The sequence below is a fragment of the Providencia sp. PROV073 genome, from assembly GCF_033688125.1.
GTDB lineage: Bacteria > Pseudomonadota > Gammaproteobacteria > Enterobacterales > Enterobacteriaceae > Providencia > Providencia hangzhouensis.
In genome coordinates this window covers 332,622-352,046 of record NZ_CP096353.1, presented here as the reverse complement: position 1 = coordinate 352,046, position 19,425 = coordinate 332,622, and the positions used below count along the sequence as shown (strand labels likewise).

General features: G+C 42.9%; 21 protein-coding genes. 4 read left to right on the top strand and 17 right to left on the bottom strand.

Annotated features, from left to right (window positions below):
* Nucleotides 1-9: 9 nt before the first annotated feature.
* A complete protein-coding gene (gene nusG, locus M1F17_RS01575) occupies nucleotides 10-555 on the bottom strand; it encodes a transcription termination/antitermination protein NusG (protein WP_004264378.1) in 546 nt (181 codons plus the stop codon).
* Entirely contained in the window at nucleotides 556-942 is a 387-nt protein-coding gene (secE, locus tag M1F17_RS01570) for a preprotein translocase subunit SecE (protein ID WP_004264377.1), read from the bottom strand.
* 325 nt (nucleotides 943-1,267) lie between these two features.
* Here secE and M1F17_RS01565 point away from each other — a divergent pair, with 325 nt between their 5' ends.
* Nucleotides 1,268-1,468 carry a hypothetical protein gene (locus M1F17_RS01565; RefSeq protein WP_036958857.1) on the top strand — a complete coding sequence of 67 codons (201 nt, stop codon included), beginning with the start codon at nucleotides 1,268-1,270 and terminating at the stop codon, nucleotides 1,466-1,468.
* 94 nt (nucleotides 1,469-1,562) lie between these two features.
* Here the strand turns inward: M1F17_RS01565 and tuf are convergent, their stop codons facing one another.
* The 9 genes from tuf to fkpA all read right to left on the bottom strand — a co-directional run bounded on the left by tuf (nucleotide 1,563) and on the right by fkpA (nucleotide 8,992).
* A complete protein-coding gene (tuf, locus tag M1F17_RS01560) occupies nucleotides 1,563-2,747 on the bottom strand; it encodes an elongation factor Tu (RefSeq protein WP_004264373.1) in 1,185 nt (394 codons plus the stop codon).
* Nucleotides 2,748-2,824: 77 nt separating this feature from the next.
* A complete protein-coding gene (gene fusA / locus M1F17_RS01555) occupies nucleotides 2,825-4,951 on the bottom strand; it encodes an elongation factor G (RefSeq protein WP_004262483.1) in 2,127 nt (708 codons plus the stop codon).
* 86 nt (nucleotides 4,952-5,037) lie between these two features.
* Nucleotides 5,038-5,508: a 30S ribosomal protein S7 gene (gene rpsG, locus M1F17_RS01550; RefSeq protein ID WP_004262486.1), complete on the bottom strand. Its 471-nt coding sequence runs from the start codon at nucleotides 5,506-5,508 to the stop codon at nucleotides 5,038-5,040.
* Between the two features lie 97 nt (nucleotides 5,509-5,605).
* Complete coding sequence (gene rpsL, locus M1F17_RS01545) at nucleotides 5,606-5,980, bottom strand: 30S ribosomal protein S12 (RefSeq protein WP_004265905.1); 375 nt, start codon at nucleotides 5,978-5,980, stop codon at nucleotides 5,606-5,608.
* 136 nt (nucleotides 5,981-6,116) lie between these two features.
* Nucleotides 6,117-6,404: a sulfurtransferase complex subunit TusB gene (gene tusB / locus M1F17_RS01540; protein ID WP_181488831.1), complete on the bottom strand. Its 288-nt coding sequence runs from the start codon at nucleotides 6,402-6,404 to the stop codon at nucleotides 6,117-6,119.
* 57 nt (nucleotides 6,405-6,461) lie between these two features.
* Complete coding sequence (gene tusC, locus M1F17_RS01535) at nucleotides 6,462-6,821, bottom strand: sulfurtransferase complex subunit TusC (RefSeq protein WP_004262499.1); 360 nt, start codon at nucleotides 6,819-6,821, stop codon at nucleotides 6,462-6,464.
* A gap of 24 nt (nucleotides 6,822-6,845) precedes the next feature.
* Complete coding sequence (gene tusD / locus M1F17_RS01530; RefSeq protein WP_110592658.1) at nucleotides 6,846-7,250, bottom strand: sulfurtransferase complex subunit TusD; 405 nt, start codon at nucleotides 7,248-7,250, stop codon at nucleotides 6,846-6,848.
* A complete protein-coding gene (locus M1F17_RS01525) occupies nucleotides 7,247-7,951 on the bottom strand; it encodes a transcriptional regulator (protein WP_004262503.1) in 705 nt (234 codons plus the stop codon). The genes tusD and M1F17_RS01525 overlap by 4 nt, the downstream gene beginning before the upstream one ends.
* Nucleotides 7,952-8,248: 297 nt before the next feature.
* Nucleotides 8,249-8,992 (bottom strand): FKBP-type peptidyl-prolyl cis-trans isomerase, encoded by a 744-nt coding sequence (gene fkpA, locus M1F17_RS01520; RefSeq protein WP_004262506.1) that lies wholly within the window; start codon nucleotides 8,990-8,992, stop codon nucleotides 8,249-8,251.
* 246 nt (nucleotides 8,993-9,238) lie between these two features.
* Here fkpA and M1F17_RS01515 point away from each other — a divergent pair, with 246 nt between their 5' ends.
* Entirely contained in the window at nucleotides 9,239-9,460 is a 222-nt protein-coding gene (locus tag M1F17_RS01515) for a SlyX family protein (RefSeq protein WP_004262507.1), read from the top strand.
* Between the two features lie 81 nt (nucleotides 9,461-9,541).
* Here M1F17_RS01515 and slyD read toward each other — a convergent pair whose 3' ends face one another.
* The 4 genes from slyD to kefG form a co-directional block, all read right to left on the bottom strand.
* Nucleotides 9,542-10,147 carry a peptidylprolyl isomerase gene (gene slyD / locus M1F17_RS01510; protein ID WP_181488835.1) on the bottom strand — a complete coding sequence of 202 codons (606 nt, stop codon included), beginning with the start codon at nucleotides 10,145-10,147 and terminating at the stop codon, nucleotides 9,542-9,544.
* An 86-nt stretch (nucleotides 10,148-10,233) separates the two neighbouring features.
* A complete protein-coding gene (locus M1F17_RS01505; protein WP_004262510.1) occupies nucleotides 10,234-10,437 on the bottom strand; it encodes a YheV family putative zinc ribbon protein in 204 nt (67 codons plus the stop codon).
* 9 nt (nucleotides 10,438-10,446) lie between these two features.
* Nucleotides 10,447-12,255, bottom strand: a complete 1,809-nt coding sequence (gene kefB, locus M1F17_RS01500; protein ID WP_004262513.1) for a glutathione-regulated potassium-efflux system protein KefB — start codon at nucleotides 12,253-12,255, stop codon at nucleotides 10,447-10,449.
* Nucleotides 12,255-12,809 carry a glutathione-regulated potassium-efflux system ancillary protein KefG gene (gene kefG, locus M1F17_RS01495; RefSeq protein WP_136135504.1) on the bottom strand — a complete coding sequence of 185 codons (555 nt, stop codon included), beginning with the start codon at nucleotides 12,807-12,809 and terminating at the stop codon, nucleotides 12,255-12,257. Before kefG ends, kefB begins: the two co-directional genes overlap by 1 nt.
* Before the next feature lie 183 nt (nucleotides 12,810-12,992).
* Between kefG and M1F17_RS01490 the strand changes: the two genes are divergently transcribed.
* Nucleotides 12,993-14,927 carry an ABC transporter ATP-binding protein gene (locus M1F17_RS01490; RefSeq protein ID WP_094960778.1) on the top strand — a complete coding sequence of 645 codons (1,935 nt, stop codon included), beginning with the start codon at nucleotides 12,993-12,995 and terminating at the stop codon, nucleotides 14,925-14,927.
* An 80-nt stretch (nucleotides 14,928-15,007) separates the two neighbouring features.
* Here M1F17_RS01490 and adiA read toward each other — a convergent pair whose 3' ends face one another.
* Nucleotides 15,008-17,275 (bottom strand): arginine decarboxylase, encoded by a 2,268-nt coding sequence (adiA, locus tag M1F17_RS01485; RefSeq protein ID WP_094960779.1) that lies wholly within the window; start codon nucleotides 17,273-17,275, stop codon nucleotides 15,008-15,010.
* A gap of 104 nt (nucleotides 17,276-17,379) precedes the next feature.
* Entirely contained in the window at nucleotides 17,380-18,240 is an 861-nt protein-coding gene (locus M1F17_RS01480) for a MurR/RpiR family transcriptional regulator (protein ID WP_004262528.1), read from the bottom strand.
* Between the two features lie 255 nt (nucleotides 18,241-18,495).
* On the opposite strand from M1F17_RS01480, the gene murQ reads away from it, so the two are divergent.
* Nucleotides 18,496-19,407 (top strand): N-acetylmuramic acid 6-phosphate etherase, encoded by a 912-nt coding sequence (gene murQ / locus M1F17_RS01475; RefSeq protein WP_004262531.1) that lies wholly within the window; start codon nucleotides 18,496-18,498, stop codon nucleotides 19,405-19,407.
* Nucleotides 19,408-19,425: the final 18 nt, after the last annotated feature.

Sequence of the window (19,425 nt, the reverse complement as noted above, 5' to 3'; positions counted from 1 at the left end):
TCGTTTAGATTAGGCTTTTTCTACCTGACCAAAATCCAATTCGACTGGAGTTGCACGACCGAAGATAGAAACAGAGACTTTCAAGCGGCTCTTTTCATAATCAATTTCTTCAACCACACCGTTAAAGTCAGCAAACGGACCTTCGCTAACACGAACCATTTCACCCGGTTCAAACAGTGTTTTCGGACGTGGTTTATCACCAACTTGTTGTAAGCGGTTCATGATAGCATCAACTTCTTTATCGCTAATTGGCGCTGGACGATCTGACGTCCCGCCAATGAACCCCATTACACGCGGTACACTACGCACTAAGTGCCAAGAGTCATCATTCATGACCATTTGGACTAAGACATAGCCTGGGAAGAATTTACGTTCACTCTTACGGCGCTGACCGCTACGGATTTCAACAACTTCTTCTGTTGGAACCATAACTTCGCCAAAAGAATCTTCCATAGCATGTAATTTGATATGTTCACGTAAAGATTGTGCTACGCGACCTTCAAAACCAGAGAATGCCTGAATGACATACCAGCGCTTTTTAGGTGAATCGGACATTTAGAATAACCTCAGGCTTGTAATAAATGAAACTAAACGCACCAGGATACCATCTAGTCCCCACAGTATTAATGACATTACAGCCGTTACTGCAGCAACAATTAAAGTAGTTTGTAATGTTTCCTGGCGAGTAGGCCAAATGACTTTTCTCATCTCGACGCGAGCTTCGCGTGCAAACGCCAGTGTTGCTTTACCTTTTGTGGTCCATAAAGCGACAGCACCTGCAATAGCGACAACAGCCACAACTGCAAAAGCACGCAGCGCGAGATTATATTGACGGAAGTAATAATTACCAACAATAGCAATTATTAATAAGGCACAGACAATGATCCACTTGAAGATGTCTGCACTGCGTCCACTTCCTTGAGCTTCGCTATTCGCACTCATAATTCAACCTGTTACCATGAAGTATGTACAAAGCTTGCTTGTTTACAAAGGTAAGACAACCAAGCCAAACCAATAGAATATGCCAACATATCCCTCAATTACTACAAACTAAGCCTGCAAAAATTTGATAGGGATATCAATAGCATCACCTGCGATCTAAAAAGTAATTAGCCTTGTTAATGGAGGTAATTAGCGTTATTCGTTCTGCAAAAATAACAAGTTGCAGTAACATTTTATTTCGCAAGTACTACGTGTACGTCAGTACTATCACTTTACAAGTGCTACCCATTTCACAAGTGCTATTCCATTTTGCAGGAATTTCAGCATGCCCAGTAAATTTTTTAACTACACCAATCAAGAAAGTGACTTTCTTTTTGTGGCAGCAGTAAAATATACCATATCTTCCGAGCAAAACCTTAATAAATCTCATATAACTGCGCAAAGTAGCCCGCACAGTTATCAATTCGTTGTTTCAGAGCCTATCTCACCAATAATTATACAAATGATTGATGAGATAGGTTCTTAATTTTGCAACGTCTGAATTTTGCAACGTATAAAAAGGACGTCTATTAGACGCCCTTTTTTACTAAGTGGTTCTTTCTTATTCAGAAAGAGCGGTATTATGCAATAATTTTTGCAACAACACCCGCACCTACAGTACGGCCACCTTCACGGATTGCGAAACGTAAACCGTCGTCCATCGCGATTGGGTGGATCAGGGTAACGATCATGTTGATGTTATCACCTGGCATTACCATCTCTACGCCTTCTGGCAGTTCGATAGTACCTGTTACGTCAGTTGTACGGAAGTAGAACTGTGGACGGTAACCTTTGAAGAATGGAGTATGACGACCACCTTCATCTTTGCTCAGAATATAAACTTCTGATTCAAATTTAGTGTGTGGCTTGATTGAACCTGGTTTCGCCAGTACTTGACCACGTTGAATTTCTTCACGCTTAGTACCACGCAGCAGAACACCAACGTTCTCACCTGCACGACCTTCGTCTAACAGTTTACGGAACATTTCAACGCCAGTACAAGTTGTTTTAACCGTGTCTTGAATACCAACGATTTCAACTTCTTCACCAACTTTGATGATACCACGCTCAACACGGCCTGTTACTACTGTACCACGACCTGAGATTGAGAATACGTCTTCGATTGGCAGCAGGAATGGCTTGTCAATTGCACGCTCTGGCTCTGGAATGTAAGTATCCAGGTGGCCTGCTAATTCAACAATTTTCGCTTCCCACTCTGGGTTGCCTTCCAGCGCTTTCAGTGCTGAACCACGAACAACTGGAGTGTCGTCGCCTGGGAAATCGTATTGAGACAGAAGTTCACGAACTTCCATTTCGACTAATTCTAACAGCTCTTCGTCGTCTACCATGTCACATTTGTTCAGGAAAACGATGATGTAAGGAACACCAACCTGACGACCTAACAGGATGTGCTCACGAGTTTGTGGCATTGGGCCATCTGTCGCAGCAACAACCAGAATTGCACCGTCCATCTGAGCAGCACCAGTGATCATGTTTTTAACATAGTCGGCGTGTCCTGGGCAGTCTACGTGTGCGTAGTGGCGAGTTGGAGTATCGTATTCTACGTGTGAAGTAGAGATGGTGATACCACGCGCTTTTTCTTCTGGTGCGTTATCGATTTGGTCGAATGCGCGAGCAGAACCGCCGTAAGTTTTAGCCAGAACAGTAGTGATAGCTGCTGTCAGAGTAGTTTTACCGTGGTCAACGTGGCCGATAGTACCAACGTTAACGTGCGGTTTTGAACGTTCAAATTTTTCTTTAGACACGACTCTATTCCTTATGGAGTTCCCTCTTCACGATAAAGAAGGAACTTAAATTAAAGTAGTTAACCGATAAAAATCGATTATTTAGCGTTACGAGCTTCGATTACAGCTTGTGCAACGTTGTTTGGTGCTTCATTGTACTTCAGGAACTCCATAGAGTATGAAGCACGACCTTGTGTCTGAGAACGCAGGTCAGTAGCATAACCGAACATTTCTGACAATGGTACTTGTGCACGAACGACTTTACCAGTAGGCAGGTCATCCATACCTTCAATCATACCACGACGACGGTTCAGGTCACCAATAACATCTCCCATGTAGTCTTCTGGTGTTTCCACTTCAACTTTCATGATTGGCTCAAGCAGAACTGGTTTAGCTTTTTTGAAGCCATCTTTAAACGCGATTGAAGCCGCAAGTTTAAACGCCAATTCAGAGGAGTCAACATCATGGTAAGAACCGAAATGTAAACGAACACCCATGTTAACAACCGGGTAACCAGCTAATGGGCCAGATTTCAGCTGTTCTTGGATACCTTTGTCAACTGCAGGAATGTATTCAGTAGGAATTACACCACCTTTGATGTCGTTGGCAAATTCGTAATCCATTGGAACACCGTCTTTATCGTTTTTGTCCAGAGGGAACATATCGATAACGACATGACCGTACTGACCACGACCACCAGACTGTTTCGCGTGTTTACCTTCGATATCAGTCACTTTCATAGTGATTGCTTCACGGTAAGCAACTTGAGGTTTACCAACGTTCGCTTCAACTTTAAATTCACGACGCATACGGTCAACCAGAACGTCTAAGTGCAGCTCACCCATACCAGCGATGATAGTCTGATTAGTCTCTTCATCACTTGATACGCGGAAAGATGGGTCTTCTTGAGCCAAACGGCCTAATGCGATACCCATTTTTTCTTGGTCAGCTTTAGTTTTCGGTTCGATTGCAACAGAGATTACTGGCTCTGGGAATTCCATACGCTCCAGGATGATTGGTGCATCAACTGCACATAAAGTATCACCTGTAGTTACGTCTTTCAGACCGATAGCAGCCGCGATGTCACCAGCGCGAACTTCTTTAATCTCTTCACGTTTGTTAGCGTGCATCTGTACGATACGGCCAAAACGCTCTTTCTTCGCTTTAACTGCGTTCAGTACTGTGTCACCTGAGTTAACAACACCAGAGTAAACACGGAAGAACGTCAAGTTACCAACGAATGGGTCGGTTGCAATTTTAAATGCTAATGATGAGAATGGCTCATCATCACTTGCGTGACGCTCTGCAGGAGTGTCTTTACCATCGTCCAGAATACCATTAATTGCAGGTACATCTGTTGGCGCAGGTAAGTAATCAACAACTGCATCCAGCATCGCCTGAACACCTTTGTTCTTAAATGCAGAACCACAGGTAACCAGGATAATTTCGCTTGCAAGAACACGTTGACGTAATGCAGCTTTAATTTCTGCTTCAGTCAGTTCTTCACCGCCCAGATATTTTTCCATCAGTTCTTCTGATGCTTCTGCTGCGGTTTCGATCAGGTTGTTGTGCCACTCTTCAGCAGCTTCTTGCATGTTCGCAGGGATATCTTCGTATTCGAAGGTAACGCCCTGGTCTTCATCACTCCACTTGATTGCTTTCATTTTCAGCAAGTCAACAACACCAGTGAACGACTCTTCTGCGCCGACTGGTAATTGCAGTGGAACTGCGTTAGCAGCTAAACGTGATTTTAATTGCTCAACAACACGTAAGAAGTTCGCACCCATACGGTCCATTTTGTTAACGAACGCGATACGTGGAACTTTATATTTGTTAGCCTGACGCCATACAGTTTCAGACTGTGGCTGAACACCACCAACTGCACAGTAAACCATTACTGCGCCATCAAGAACACGCATAGAACGTTCTACTTCGATAGTGAAGTCAACGTGTCCCGGGGTGTCGATGATGTTGATACGGTGTGGCTCATACTGTTTTGCCATACCAGACCAGAATGCAGTAGTCGCTGCAGATGTGATAGTAATACCACGCTCTTGCTCCTGCTCCATCCAGTCCATTGTTGCAGAACCTTCGTGAGTTTCACCAATTTTATGGTTTACACCAGTATAGAACAGAATACGTTCAGAAGTTGTGGTTTTACCGGCGTCGATGTGTGCACTGATACCGATATTACGATAACGTGCTATGGGCGTTTGACGGGCCATTTTTTCCTCTCTCGTGGGCGTTCAATGCTTCATATAAAGGGTAGCAAATGGCTACCCTGAGATACATCACTAATGTGGGTAAGAACTTACCAACGGTAGTGTGCGAACGCCTTGTTAGCTTCTGCCATACGGTGAACGTCTTCACGTTTCTTAACAGCGGAACCTTTGTTCTCAGCAGCGTCTGATAATTCATTTGCCAGGCGAAGCGCCATAGATTTATCACCGCGTTTACGAGCAGCATCAACGATCCAACGCATTGCCAGGGCATTACGACGAACCGGGCGAACTTCAACTGGAACTTGGTAAGTTGAACCACCAACACGGCGGGATTTAACTTCCACAGTCGGACGCACGTTATCTAGTGCTAATTCGAATGCATCAAGTTCAGTTTTACCAGAACGCTGAGCAAGGGTTTCAAGTGCGTTATATACGATTGCTTCAGCAGTAGATTTTTTCCCGTCTACCATCAGGATATTTACAAATTTGGCCAGTAATTCTGATCCGAACTTAGGATCTGGAAGAATTTTACGTTGACCTATTACGCGACGACGTGGCATGGATATGACTCCGTTGTTAATTCAGGTTTGTCCAAAACTCTACGAGAGTATTTTGACATTAAGATTAAAATGTTTGGCCTTACTTAACGGAAATCCATTAAGCCTTAGGTTTTTTCGCGCCGTATTTAGAACGAGCTTGCTTACGGTCTTTAACACCAGAACAGTCCAGTGCGCCGCGAACGGTGTGATAACGCACACCTGGTAAGTCTTTAACACGACCACCACGGATAAGGATAACGGAGTGCTCCTGCAAGTTGTGGCCTTCACCACCGATGTAGGAAGAAACTTCGAAACCGTTAGTTAAACGAACACGGCATACTTTACGTAATGCTGAGTTTGGTTTCTTAGGAGTGGTAGTATATACACGAGTACATACGCCACGTTTTTGCGGGCAAGCTTCCAGTGCTGGAACGTTGCTTTTAACAACTTTCGAGCTACGAGATTTGCGTACCAGCTGATTAATAGTTGCCATTATTAAAAAAGCTCCTGGTTTTATTGCTTCGTAAACACGGGTTTTGACCCCGTTCGCCAACATGACGATACACGAGGACGCGAAATTTTATTGCTGACTGGCTCAGGTGTCAAGAAATATACAACTTTTAGTGCCTTTATATGGCAAAATGTTGTTTTTGGACTTCTGTTAGCTTCACAAAACCTTGATATGTGATTACAGAAACTGCGGTTGATAGGGTATTTTGCAACCCACGAGCATTGATGTCTACATCCAAAGCGTACAACTGCGCCCCTGTTTTTTGTAGTGCAACAAGATAAGGCGACTGTGCGACTGCCGCAACCACGCCATCTTGCATCAGTAAAACGACATCTTCAGCCGTAATAAAGCCTACCATTGTAGAAAAATCACATTTAAACGGAGATGTTACTAATGTATACAGCATAGAAAAGATCCTACTATAGATCAAAAAACAACCCAAGCTCAAAATTCACACAATATATTAAAAATTAAGCACCACATCACATTCCGCTATTTTAGCGCTTACCTCTTTCTTGCTAAGAATTGTTGGTGTTAAAACCCATTCACAATGCTCTCCCAGCCCCCGTTCTTGTAGCGAAGAGCCGCAGAGATAAACTTTTTCAATGTCATATAACGGCAATATTTTAAATGTTACGATGTAATCTCGAGCAAGCACTTCAGCGGGATGTTGGTTTGCTAGAAGCTGATAAACGCCATCAGAGAGAAAAAACACCTGAATGTCTTCTGTCAGTGCTGAAGTTGCTAATAATGCATCTAACCCTTCTCGGCCACTGGCATTTCCATGGGGCATGGTTGTAAAGACAAAAGCTATTTTTTTCACACGGTACCTTGTATTGAGCTGTTCTTAGAATTGAATTGTCCGGTCTGTGGTTATCATCGCTTCCGCAAGGCTTCCTAACCCACTCATGATAAAGCCCTCAGCAAGGTTAGCCGTTGGAAGTGATAAACTTTGCGCTTGTTCTTGGTCAACAACCCCCCGACGCAATGCGGCAGAAACACAGATATGCATTTCGCACCCAGATTGTTTTGCCAGTTCCTGCCAAGCTGAAACTAAATTGAATTCATCTGTTGCTGGTGACGTAAGCTGGTTCGCATTAAAAACACCCTCACGATAAAAAAAGAGTGTTTTCAATATATGCCCTTCTTGAAGAAGGGCTTTTGCAAATTGATACGCACTCGCTGCTTGTTGTGTACCATAAGCAGGACCTGTCACAACTAAGCAGTAGGTTAACGAATTTGTATTACTCATTCACCGCTCTTGAATTGACGAATGTATAAATAAACGGTGTGTTTAGAAATGTTCAAACGGTCAGCAACTTGGTTAATGGCATCTTTAATATCGAAAATGCCTTTTTCATATAGGTTAAGAACCACTTGCTTGTTTTTCGCATTATTTGATACATTACGATCACCGCCAACTTCTTCAATTGTGTACTCCAATGTTTGTGCGACAAGGTCATCAACTGAAGAGGCAAAGTTTACATCTGAAGTAACTTCTTGCTTAGTTTCTGGAACAAACGATTGAATAATTTCAGAGAACGGCACATCTAAGTTCATATTGATACATAATAAGCCAATCACACGTTGCTTGCGGTTACGAATAGCAATAGTAACGGATTTCATTAAATCACCGCTTTTCGCTTTCGTAAAATAAGCCTTCGAGACATTCGATTCTTCGTCTGCCATATCATGCAGCATTCTCAACGCTAAGTCTGTAATCGGTGAGCCGATTTTACGCCCAGTGTGCTGGCCATTTGCGATTCTGACTGCAGAGCAGTTTAGGTCTTCTAAAGAGTGAAGAACAATTTCACAGTGCCCACCGATTAGCATTGCCAGACCATCCACAGCAGCTTCATACGATTTTAAAATCTCATGGTCTGTCTCAGAAAAAGGTTGGTTATCCAATATGTTAATATCGCTGAGGTCGTGTGATTGTATAGAATCAGACATTTCAACATCATCCTTCTAATGTAAAAACTCATCCTGTTGACTAAAAAGGCGTTCATTATTCGACTATTTGGCCTTCATTACTTTGTTTGTAGCCAACAATTGTGATGATAAAAAATAAAATAGAGTCTTCTGAAGTTAAAACTCCACGGCGTTGCCGTCAAGCGAATGAATGCAAGACAGTCTGTTTTATCACAAGTTTTAAACAATTTGAGAGTTTTTTTGATGTGAAATATAAAAAAGCCCAAGGCATGAATGCATTGGGCATCAAAATACACTTAGCTAATGCTTAGTGAGGACTTATTTAGCAGCAGGTTTGATATCTAATAATTCAACATCAAAGACTAATGTTGAATTTGCTGGGATACCCGGCACGCCATTTTCGCCGTAAGCTAATTCAGCTGGGATAACCAACTGCATTTTGCCGCCTTTTTTCAGGTTAACTAAACCTTCAGTCCAGCCTTTAATAACTGAATTTAATGGAATTGTCAGTGGCTCATTACGTGAATATGAGCTGTCGAATTCAGTACCGTCAATCAAAGAACCTTTGTAGTGAACCACAACTGTTTCATCTGCTTTAGGTTTCGCCCCTGTACCGTCTTTTTCAATTTTGTACAGTAAGCCTGATTTAGTTTTAACAACGCCTTTTTCTTTCGCGTATTTTTCGCGGTACTCAGCGCCTTTTTTCTCATTATTAGCTGATTCTTCTTTCATTTTTTTGTCGGCAGCTTCTTTGACTTGACCTTCAAACTGACGCAATGTTTCTTCAACTTCTGCATCGGTCATTTTGCTTTTGCCGTTAAATGCATCTTGGACACCAGCGAGTAATTGAGCCTTATCCAAATTAATACCAATTGTTTTTTGTTCTTCTAAAGAATTCTGCATGTAGCGGCCTAAAGACGCACCCAGTGCATACGCATTACGCTCTTCTGCGTTTTTGAATGCGCTGCTTTGTGCTTTGGCTTCCGCTGCCATCACTTGCGGAGCAGCAAAAGTAAATGCTAGCGTAGTTGCTAAAAGGCTTGCCTTAAACAGTGATTTCATCCTAGTCTCCGATAACTTTTATTCGATTATATTCGAATAGCGAACTATTCGTTTTATGGGTAGGGCTCTTTAAGTTTAGACCCCGTTACCCCATTGAGTATTAAAAAAATATAATAACTACTGAGACCACATTAACAAAAAGTCGTTTCGTCGCCTATATCTTTAACTAAAACTTATCTATTGATTTGTAATGTTCAGTTATTATGATGGTTTAATTACGATATAAACGCTTAAGGAGAGTCGAATATGGACTCATCTGATACATTTGAACAACGCCTAGAACTTTTAGAAAGTAAAGTTGCCTTTCAAGAACTGGCGATTGAACAACTAAACCAGGTTATTACTGACCAACAAATGCAAATGAGCCGTCTGCAGGAACATTTACGCATTGTAGCTGAAAGGCTGAAATCATCCCAAGATTCTCACTTAGCAAGGCCTGAAGAAGAAACGCCGCCACCACATTATTAATTTAAAATGTGAACCTATTGATTTTAAATTAAAAAAAGGAAGCTTTCGCTTCCTTTTTTTTACAAACACTAATACGAAGTATTAGTGGCAGCCGCAGCCGCCTTGTTTGTGACCGTGTCCGTGACCTTCACCGCCACCGCAGCAACCGCCTTCTGAACCGTGGTTATGACCGCCACCGCCACAGCAACCACCTTCATGGTCGTGGTCATGGTCGTGACCACCTGCACCATGGACGTGGCCATGTGCGATTTCTTCTTCTGTTGCTTCACGGATAGCCATGATTTCAACATTAAATTTCAGGTTTTGACCTGCTAACATGTGGTTACCGTCAACGATAACTTCATCACCTTCGATACCTGTAATTTCAACAGGAACTGGGCCCATGTCAGTGTCAGCTAAGAAACGCATGCCGACTTCTAGCTCGTCAACGCCCATAAATACATCTTTAGGAACACGTTGAACTAAGTTGTCATCGTATTGGCCATATGCATCGTCTGAAGCGACTTCAACATCGAAGTTTTCGCCGACAGAGCGACCTTCTAATGCTTTTTCTAAACCTGAAATTAAAGACCCACGACCATGCAAATAGTCCATTGGCGCGCTTGCTGGCGACTCATCAACTAAAACACCGTCTTCTGTTCTTACTTGATAAGCCAAGCTGACCACCAAGTCTTTTGCTACTTTCATGACATCTCCTACTACCCGTAAGGGAAAAATTTTTGCCAATTGTACCGAAAAACTATAGTGATGTATTGAGAATTGACAAATTTCTATTATTCAGGTGTAAAAATTCCAATAACCTGCTCTTTTTGCCTAACATGTCCCGTTGCTTCATCCCCTGCTTGGCGTTGCTGATCGCCACAATTGACACACTCGACAACATCAATTTTATCTTCACGCCACATCATTAATGTGTCTTGTGACTTGCACTTAGGGCACGTCGCCCCGGCAATAAAGCGTTTACGTGTTGAAGCCATTTCTAACCCTTATTGTTCATTATTCCAGCTATGAGGCTGCCGATGTTCTCTTTGCATTTCTTTCTCAAAGAGTTCATTAAGTTCACGACGTGCCTCTTTAATGCGTGAAATTTGCCCGCTGTCACTATTTTCATTCTCTGGGTAAATATCTCTAAGCATTTTCATGTCTAAACGGCGAAAATGCTGCTTCGCGCGATAAGCTTTATGAGGATGCATCCCTGTGCTAACAAGCGCTTTGCTTCCTAATTCAAGTGCGCTCGAGAATGTTTCACGGCTAAAATCAGTCACTCCACTTTGTAATAGCTCATGGGCCTCAAGGCGACCTTTAGCACGTGCAATAATATGTAAGTTAGGGAAATTTTCTTGGCAAATTTGCACAATTTCCATCACTTCTTCAGGCACATCACTGGTGATGACGATAGATTTTGCTTTATCGGCTCCTGCTGAGCGCAATAATTGCAGTTCACGTGCATCACCGTAATAGACCGTATAGCCGTAGCGGCGCATGGTACTAATCGCTGTAACATCTTGTTCTAGTACTGTAATTTTAACCTTATTCGCCATTAATAAGCGGCCAACCACTTGCCCCATGCGACCAAAACCGACCAAAATAACATGTGGGTCATTGTCTTCTACAAATGGTTTTTCACTCGAGGCTGGTTGTTGATTATAACGGTAGTTTAAATAGGCATCTATCAACTGCATCACAAGTGGAGTAGTCATCATCGAAAGTGTGACAACTACCAGTAATAAGTCCATCTGCCGTTCATTTATCACACTTGCACCAAAAGCAGTTGCATAGATCACAAAAGCAAATTCACCACCTTGGCTAAGCACCCCGGAAAATTGAGCTCTTGCTCCATTTCGAAGCCTAGCGGCTAAACTCAGTCCGTAAAGCACTAACGCTTTGACTGCGACTAATACCGCAACAGCAATCAATACTTGTGGTAAATAAGCCCACAACACATCTAAATTCAATGACATACCTACTGAGATAAAAAATAGCCCCAGTAGCAGACCTTTAAACGGTTCGATATTAATTTCCAGCTCATGGCGGAACTCTGTTTCCGCTAACATGACCCCTGCCATAAAGGTTCCCAGAGCCATAGAAAACCCAAGGCTTTCCATAATGAGTGCGGAACCTAATACCACCAACAGCGCTGCAGCCGTAAAAATTTCATGAACGCCAGATTTAGCGGCAAGCCTGAACATCGGCCGTAATAAATAGCGGCCAACTACCCATAAACCTGCGAACGCCACTATCTTCAAGCCAATTTTTTGCCAATCACTGGTTGCTGAGTCCCCGGCTAGCAATGGGATCAGCGCCATAATTGGGATCACGGCCATATCTTGGAATAACAAAACAGAAAAACCGAGTTGCCCGCTTTCTTTGTTGGACATCCCTTTTTCGTTCATCAACTGAAGTGCCATTGCCGTTGATGACATCGCCATTCCTAATCCACCAACAATGGCAGCTTGCCAAGAAAATTTGGCTAAAAACAACAGTGACGCCATGATAGCCGCAGTGACAACCACTTGAAGCGTACCTACACCGAAAATCGAGCGCCTAAGCTCCCATAATTTAGAAGGTTTTAGCTCTAACCCGATGAGAAACATCAGGAACACCACTCCCATTTCGGAGAAGTGCAAAATATCATCAACATTACGAATAAAGCCAAAAACAAATGGCCCAATCATGATCCCGGCAAGCAAATACCCCAGTACAGCACCTAAGCGGATTTTTTGTGCAATAGGTACCATGACTACCCCTGCGCAGAGGAAGATGATAACGGATTCAAATAGCCCTAGTTCTGACATTAGGATAACCCTCCCGCACCTAGCGGCTGTTGCATCCATTGACGGTAGTCATCAATAATCTGTTCAAATCGTTCTTTAGGCTGCCGACGTGCTGCATAAATAATGGTTGGTTCCAACCACTGCATATCACACATTAATGCGGTCAATTCAAATGGGCGAAGTATTTCTGTAAGTGGATAATGGTTATATCCATCATATTGGTAAGCGTGAACAGGCTCGCCTGTGGTAATCACAGAACGCCAGTATTTGCCTTTTAATTTTTGGTACCCTACATCGGTCGCAAAACGGCGAGTTAACACGCGGTCAAACCACTCTTTCAGCAACGCAGGGCAACTATATGTATAGAGAGGATGTTGAAAAACAATGATATCGTGCTGGCACAGTAATTTTTGTTCCGCGGTTACATCAATAAAATAATCTGGGTAAATTGCGTATAAATCGTGTACAGTCACATGGTCAAAATCACGCACTGCCTCCAATAATGCCTTATTAGCCATCGATTCGTCGGGGTCCGGGTGAGCGTAGACCACCAGCACTTTCGGTGTATTTGACATCTTTCCCTCCTCAAAGGCGTGTCAGACGGAACATTTTCCGTTACCATGCTGCCTGCTATACTCGTCATACTTCACGTTGCTGTGTTGTTGACTACGCGCATTCGCACTAGTCACCTAACAGCACCGTAAATTATTTAGAGTATATACGTTGATAATCTAACATATTTTTAATAGACGGTTGCTATGATTGTTTTCTCTTCACTCCAAATTCGCCGAGGTGTTCGTGTCCTACTGGACAATGCCACTGCGACTATTAACCCCGGCCAAAAAGTTGGTTTAGTGGGTAAAAACGGCTGCGGTAAATCGACACTTCTTGCGTTATTAAAAGGCGAATTACAAGCTGAAGCGGGTTCTGCAACCTTTCCAAGCAATTGGTCCATGGCATGGGTGAACCAAGAAACCCCCGCCCTTGATGTGCCCGCTCTTGAGTATGTGATTGATGGTGATCGCGAGTTCCGAGCCTTAGAACAAAAACTTCAGCAAGCCAATGAAAAAAATGATGGCCATGCCATTGCTGTCGTACATGGGCAACTTGATGCCATTGATGCATGGACTATCCGTTCTCGCGCATCCAGTTTGCTACATGGTTTAGGTTTCAGCCAAGCACAGCTAGACTCCCCTGTAAAATCATTTTCTGGTGGATGGCGGATGCGTTTGAACTTAGCACAGGCCTTGTTATGTCGTTCAGATTTATTGCTACTTGATGAACCGACCAACCACCTTGATTTAGATGCAGTGATTTGGTTAGAAAAATGGTTAAAAAGCTACCAAGGCACCCTGATTTTGATTTCCCATGATAGGGACTTCCTCGACCCGATTATTGATAAAGTGTTGCATATCGAACAAGAAACCATGTTCGAATACACGGGTAACTATTCGTCATTTGAACGTCAGCGCGCAACAAAACTGGCTCAGCAACAAGCACTGTATGAAAGCCAGCAGGCTAAAGCTGCACATTTACAAAGTTATATTGACCGTTTTAGAGTGCAAGCCACCAAAGCTAAACAAGCACAAAGCCGCATTAAGATGCTTGAAAGAATGGAAATGGTTGCCCCAGCTCATGTGGATAACCCATTCCATTTTTCATTCCGTAAACCAGAAAGCTTACCGAATCCATTATTAAAAATGGAAAAAGTCAGCGCAGGCTATGGTGAAAAAGTCATCTTACAATCCATCAAGCTGAACTTAGTACCAGGCTCACGTATTGGATTATTAGGCCGAAATGGTGCAGGTAAATCCACATTAATTAAGATGTTAGCGGGCGATTTGCCACCGTTACAGGGGGAAATTTCCCTCGCAAAAGGTATCAAACTTGGTTATTTCGCCCAGCACCAATTAGAGTACTTGCACCCTGAAGAATCGCCTCTACAGCATCTAGTTCGCCTTGCGCCTGAACAAACTGAGCAACAATTACGTGACTATTTAGGGGGCTTCGGTTTTAAAGGCGACCAAGTTACTGACCCAAGCGGTCGTTTTTCTGGTGGGGAAAAAGCGCGCTTAGTACTCGCGTTAATTGTTTGGCAACGCCCTAATTTACTGTTGCTCGATGAACCAACCAACCACTTGGACTTAGATATGCGGCAAGCACTTACTGAAGCCTTAATGGCCTTCGAAGGTGCTTTAGTTGTCGTTTCCCATGATAGGCATTTACTGCGCACCACTACCGATGAACTGTATTTGGTCCACGGCGGTTCTGTAGAGCAATTTGATGGTGATTTAGAAGATTACCAACAATGGCTGGCAGAGCAAAATAAGCTCGAATTACAGCAAGCGCGTGATCAACAAGAAAAAGACAAGCCAGCAGCCGCTGCAACGGTGACGGCACAAGATAGAAAAGACCAAAAACGTCGTGAAGCGGAGTTCCGCCAACTGACTCAACCGATCCGCAAAAAAATCACGGAATTGGAAAAGCAAATGGATAAGCACTCGAATGCCCTAAATGAGCTAGAAGCAAAACTTTCTGATGCCACCATTTACGAACAAGATAAAAAAGCCGAATTGACGGAATGTTTGAAAAAACAAACTGAACACAAAGCAGCGCTTGAAGATGTGGAAATGGAGTGGATGGAACTGCAAGAGCAGTTAGAAACCATGACCAGTGAATTTGAATTAAATTAATTCGTTATAAAACATCACAATCCATTAAAATCACGAAAAGCTATCTTTTGATAGCTTTTCGTTTTTATCATTACTGAATCTTATTCTTTCACACACATCACATAATACTGGCCATCAATAATTTCAGTACCTTCGGTTTCATGTTCAAAACCCGGAAATTCGCTATCCCACGCTTGAAGACTATGCAAATAGCCGATATGCGGGCTATTTTTATCGCCAAAACTTTCACCTGATAACAACATAGGAATACCCGGTGGATAGGGAATAATCGAGTTAGCGGCAATACGTCCGGCTAGTTTATCTAAAGGAATCGCCTCAACGCGGTTAGCAACAATTTCTTGATAGGCATCGCGTGGGCTCATCATCACGGCGGGGAGTTGCTCATAAGCCTGATTTAACTGGCCACCTGGGTTATTTTTTTGTAGATACACAAACATTTTATTGCCTAAATCACGTAGCCCCATCTCGCCATAGATCTCAGGAGACGCTTCAACCACTTCAGGTAATACTTTTTTCAGTGCCGTATTGTTGTCATAATGGCGCTTAAACGACAGCAACGCATTGACCAGGGTTCCCCATTTTCCTTTTGTGATCCCCATAGAAAACAAGAACATAATTTGGAAATCAGTCGTGCGGGTTGGTACAATACCATAGTGGTTTAACCATGCCGTGACTAACGCGGCTGGGACGCCGCTATCCAGTAATTTACCGTCATCTCCCATTCCCGGCGACAAAATACTCACCTTAATCGGGTCAAGCATCGCCCAATTTTCAGGGATATCTTTAAAACCATGCCATTTATCTTCAGGGTTCATCACCCAGCAGCTTTGCTCTTTCATCAACAGCTCAACAGGCGCATCTTCAAAAGCATAGCGCTTGCCTGTTGCTGGGTCTTTCACCATTTCTTGATTCCATGGTTTGAAAAACCACTCATCGTCATTGATAAATTCTTTGTATAGGTAGCCCAGTGATTGACGGAAGTCGATAGCTTCACGGATGACTTCATCAGTGAGTGAACGCCCACTATTACCGTCCATCATGTCTGCGGCAATATCATTTGAGGCACAAATTGCATATAGCGGCGAAGTAGTCGCATGCATATGATAGGCTTGGTTAAAACGATTAAAATCAATCGCATTACGGCCATTTCGAATGTGGATAAATGAAGCTTGTGAAAGTGCATTCAATAATTTGTGCGTAGAGTGAGTTGCAAAAACGGTGGGCTCATCGTCTTTTCTAGGGTCATCACGCATCGCAAAGTGGTCGCGATAGATAGGGTTAAAGCGTGCGTAGCCGTACCATGCCTCATCAAAATGGATTCTATCCAATGATTCATCCAGCAAATCCTGTACTTTACGTGCGTGATAGCACACGCCATCGTAAGTACAGTTGGTTACGACGCTATATGCAGGACGTTTGCCTATTTTATCCGAAGTTAATGGATTTTTAGCGATTTTTTCAGTAATCGCTTCGGGTGTCATTTCTTGAGGATAAATCGGGCCAATGATGCCATAACGATTACGGCTTGGTGTCATATAAACCGGTTTTGCCCCTGTTAAGATCAAACCTTGCTCAATAGATTTGTGGCAGTTACGGTCAATCACAACAACATCATTATCTGTCATACAAGCTTGCATAATCGTTCGGTTCGAACCCGATGTTCCCACAACCACGGAGTAAGATTGGTCAGCACCAAATATACGCGCAGCATTCCTTTCACACTCACCAAATGCGCCGGTATGGTCTAACAGTGAACCCACAGCAACCCGCTCAATACCGATATCCGTCCGAAATAAGTTTTCACCAAAGAAATCATGATAAATGCGACCTGCGGGAGTTTTGGTGAACCCAACACCACCTTGATGCCCCGGTGCTGCCCATGAATATTCATGTACATCACTGTATTTAATCAAACTTTTCATCAAAGGGGGCAGTAAATTGGCGCGGTAGCGGATGATCGCGGCAAGGACACGACCTGCAATAAAATCTGCGGAGTCTTCTAAAATCCATGCAAATTCATCGACTTGTTCCATCATTTTGCGGTCGAATGCCGTCAAAGCTTCTTCACGATCACTTAATAAAAATACGGGGACATCTTCTTGCCTACGGTGAAGTTGGGTAATTAACTGATGTGCCTGAGTTTGTTCTTGCTTGTCTGACATATCACGGCCATATAACAAGCAGTCAATGCTGGTATTTGACCGAATGTATGCCATTCCATCTTCAAAATTACGAATGATCACGGTTTCTACGTGCTCATCGTTAAGTTCACTGGCGAGTCTTGCTACGGCATGGCTAATAACGGAGTCGTCATCAGTTAATTCCGTATAAACTATGAGTGCTCTCATCAATAACTCCCTTTTAACTTTTTAAAATCAAAATACTTATAATATTAGTCTTAACGTAAATAAGGTTTTATTGCAAAGTTATCGATGAGAATTCAAGCCGCCAGCTATTCATCTAATTTATTAATTACTACTCTTGCATTCATAACCAACGACTTCGCTTTCGCTTCTCTTCGTTGTAATAACGCCATAAAGATCAAGTCTGTTAGCGTATTTTGTGCGGTTCTTGAAGAAATTGATGAACTACGCCATTCATCTTCCTCCGCGATACTTTCAAGAACATAATCAGCAAGTTGCCCCAAGGGGGAATCACAATCACGAGTAATCGCGATGACGCATGCCCCTTGCTTACGCGCAATATTCGCTGCTGTTAGCATGTCTTTACGTCTTCCTGTAAAAGAAATAACGATTTGTACATCATGAGTATTGAGAGTCAGCGCCGCAGCAATTTGCACATGGTGGTCTGACTCCACAAGTGTTGTGATACCAATTTTTTGTAATTTGTAACTGAGGTCTTTTGCGGTTAAACCTGACCCACCAATCCCGACAATCTGTACTCGCTGTGATTGGTCTATTCGCTCAACAATGCGTTCAAACTGCTTGAAATCAATCAATTTTGTTGTTTCTGTAATGGAGTGATTTTTTTCCATTGCTAGTTTCTGAGCAACAACCATCAAGTTATCATCAGGCGCAATACGGTTATGTAGAGCAGAATGAGGCGCTCCATCTTTGAGTTGTTGGCGCCCAATAATCTCGCTAAGTGCAAGTTTCAAGGCGGGATACCCCTTTACGCCAACTTTCTGACTAAACTTAACGATGGCTGATTGGCTAACATCTAAAATTTCCGCTAATTGCTGAGACGACAAATTTAGTACATTTTCGGGATTTTCAAGGATAAATTGGGCAATTTTGCGTTGGTTTTCCGCTAATCGCGGTAGTGAGTAGGTAATGATGTCCAATAATGTCATGGTGACCTCTAATAATAATTGTAATAGCCAGACCTATAGATAAAAAAATAATAATAAATTATTCCTCAATCAAGCCACTGATACCTGATGAATAATACTTATAATTCAAAGAGTCGTGACTTTAGCTTATAAAATTAATCACAAAATATTCTTGTATATTCACAAGTTAGAATAGATAGCACCGTGATGTTAATCACATATAAGGAATAAATAATTCCTTATATTAGCCCAATAACTGATTTAGGAGCAATTTTTATGACTATCGACTTAAGCAAAATGGTAACTGAAAGCCGCAATGCAGCCAGTACTAATATCGACCAACTATCAACGGCTGAAATGCTGAAGGTCATTAATGATGAGGACAAGCTCGTTCCGTTAGCGGTTGAAAAAGTGCTCCCTGAAATTGCCCAACTGGTTGATAAAGTCGCAGAGGCTTTTTTAAAAGGCGGTCGTCTGATTTATTCAGGTGCAGGAACCTCTGGCCGTTTAGGGATCCTTGATGCCAGTGAGTGCCCGCCAACTTATGGGACGCCACATGAACAAGTTGTGGGTTTAATCGCCGGTGGCCATCAAGCTATTTTCCGTGCCGTAGAAAATGCAGAAGATAAGCCTGAACTGGGTGAACAAGACCTCAAAGATATTCAATTTAATGATAATGATGTGTTAGTTGGTATCGCAGCCAGTGGGCGAACGCCTTATGTATTAGGCGCTTTAGCTTACGCGAAGGCTGTTGGTGCAACAACAGCGGCCATTAGCTGTAACCCAAATAGCCCAATTGCCAATGCCGCAGATATTGCTATTACTCCCATTGTAGGTGCAGAGGTTGTCACCGGTTCTTCACGCATGAAAGCAGGAACAGCACAAAAATTAGTGCTGAATATGATCACCACTGGGGCGATGATCCGTATTGGAAAGGTGTTTGGTAATTTAATGGTCGATGTCGAAGCAACAAATGCCAAACTCATTGAAAGACAAACTAAAATTGTGATGGAAGCAACCGACTGCGACCGAACTACCGCAGAGACCGCCCTTCAACAATGTAACCGGCACTGCAAAACTGCCATTTTAATGGTGTTATCGGGTTTAAATGCCGATGACGCACGTCAACTACTCTTAGATAACAACGGTTTTATTCGTACGGCTCTCAATATGGCCTCATCCGCCTAACTTGCGGACTTCAATGGG

Bases quoted from the DNA above. Each gene is read 5' to 3' on its own strand.
- nusG (WP_004264378.1), bottom strand. From the start codon at position 555: ATGTCCGATTCACCTAAAAAGCGCTGGTATGTCATTCAGGCATTCTCT.
- secE (WP_004264377.1), bottom strand. From the start codon at position 942: ATGAGTGCGAATAGCGAAGCTCAAGGAAGTGGACGCAGTGCAGACATC.
- M1F17_RS01565 (WP_036958857.1), top strand. From the start codon at position 1,268: ATGCCCAGTAAATTTTTTAACTACACCAATCAAGAAAGTGACTTTCTT.
- fusA (WP_004262483.1), bottom strand. From the start codon at position 4,951: ATGGCCCGTCAAACGCCCATAGCACGTTATCGTAATATCGGTATCAGT.
- rpsG (WP_004262486.1), bottom strand. From the start codon at position 5,508: ATGCCACGTCGTCGCGTAATAGGTCAACGTAAAATTCTTCCAGATCCT.
- rpsL (WP_004265905.1), bottom strand. From the start codon at position 5,980: ATGGCAACTATTAATCAGCTGGTACGCAAATCTCGTAGCTCGAAAGTT.
- tusB (WP_181488831.1), bottom strand. From the start codon at position 6,404: ATGCTGTATACATTAGTAACATCTCCGTTTAAATGTGATTTTTCTACA.
- tusD (WP_110592658.1), bottom strand. From the start codon at position 7,250: ATGAGTAATACAAATTCGTTAACCTACTGCTTAGTTGTGACAGGTCCT.
- M1F17_RS01525 (WP_004262503.1), bottom strand. From the start codon at position 7,951: ATGTCTGATTCTATACAATCACACGACCTCAGCGATATTAACATATTG.
- fkpA (WP_004262506.1), bottom strand. From the start codon at position 8,992: ATGAAATCACTGTTTAAGGCAAGCCTTTTAGCAACTACGCTAGCATTT.
- M1F17_RS01515 (WP_004262507.1), top strand. From the start codon at position 9,239: ATGGACTCATCTGATACATTTGAACAACGCCTAGAACTTTTAGAAAGT.
- slyD (WP_181488835.1), bottom strand. From the start codon at position 10,147: ATGAAAGTAGCAAAAGACTTGGTGGTCAGCTTGGCTTATCAAGTAAGA.
- M1F17_RS01505 (WP_004262510.1), bottom strand. From the start codon at position 10,437: ATGGCTTCAACACGTAAACGCTTTATTGCCGGGGCGACGTGCCCTAAG.
- kefB (WP_004262513.1), bottom strand. From the start codon at position 12,255: ATGTCAGAACTAGGGCTATTTGAATCCGTTATCATCTTCCTCTGCGCA.
- kefG (WP_136135504.1), bottom strand. From the start codon at position 12,809: ATGTCAAATACACCGAAAGTGCTGGTGGTCTACGCTCACCCGGACCCC.
- M1F17_RS01490 (WP_094960778.1), top strand. From the start codon at position 12,993: ATGATTGTTTTCTCTTCACTCCAAATTCGCCGAGGTGTTCGTGTCCTA.
- adiA (WP_094960779.1), bottom strand. From the start codon at position 17,275: ATGAGAGCACTCATAGTTTATACGGAATTAACTGATGACGACTCCGTT.
- M1F17_RS01480 (WP_004262528.1), bottom strand. From the start codon at position 18,240: ATGACATTATTGGACATCATTACCTACTCACTACCGCGATTAGCGGAA.
- murQ (WP_004262531.1), top strand. From the start codon at position 18,496: ATGACTATCGACTTAAGCAAAATGGTAACTGAAAGCCGCAATGCAGCC.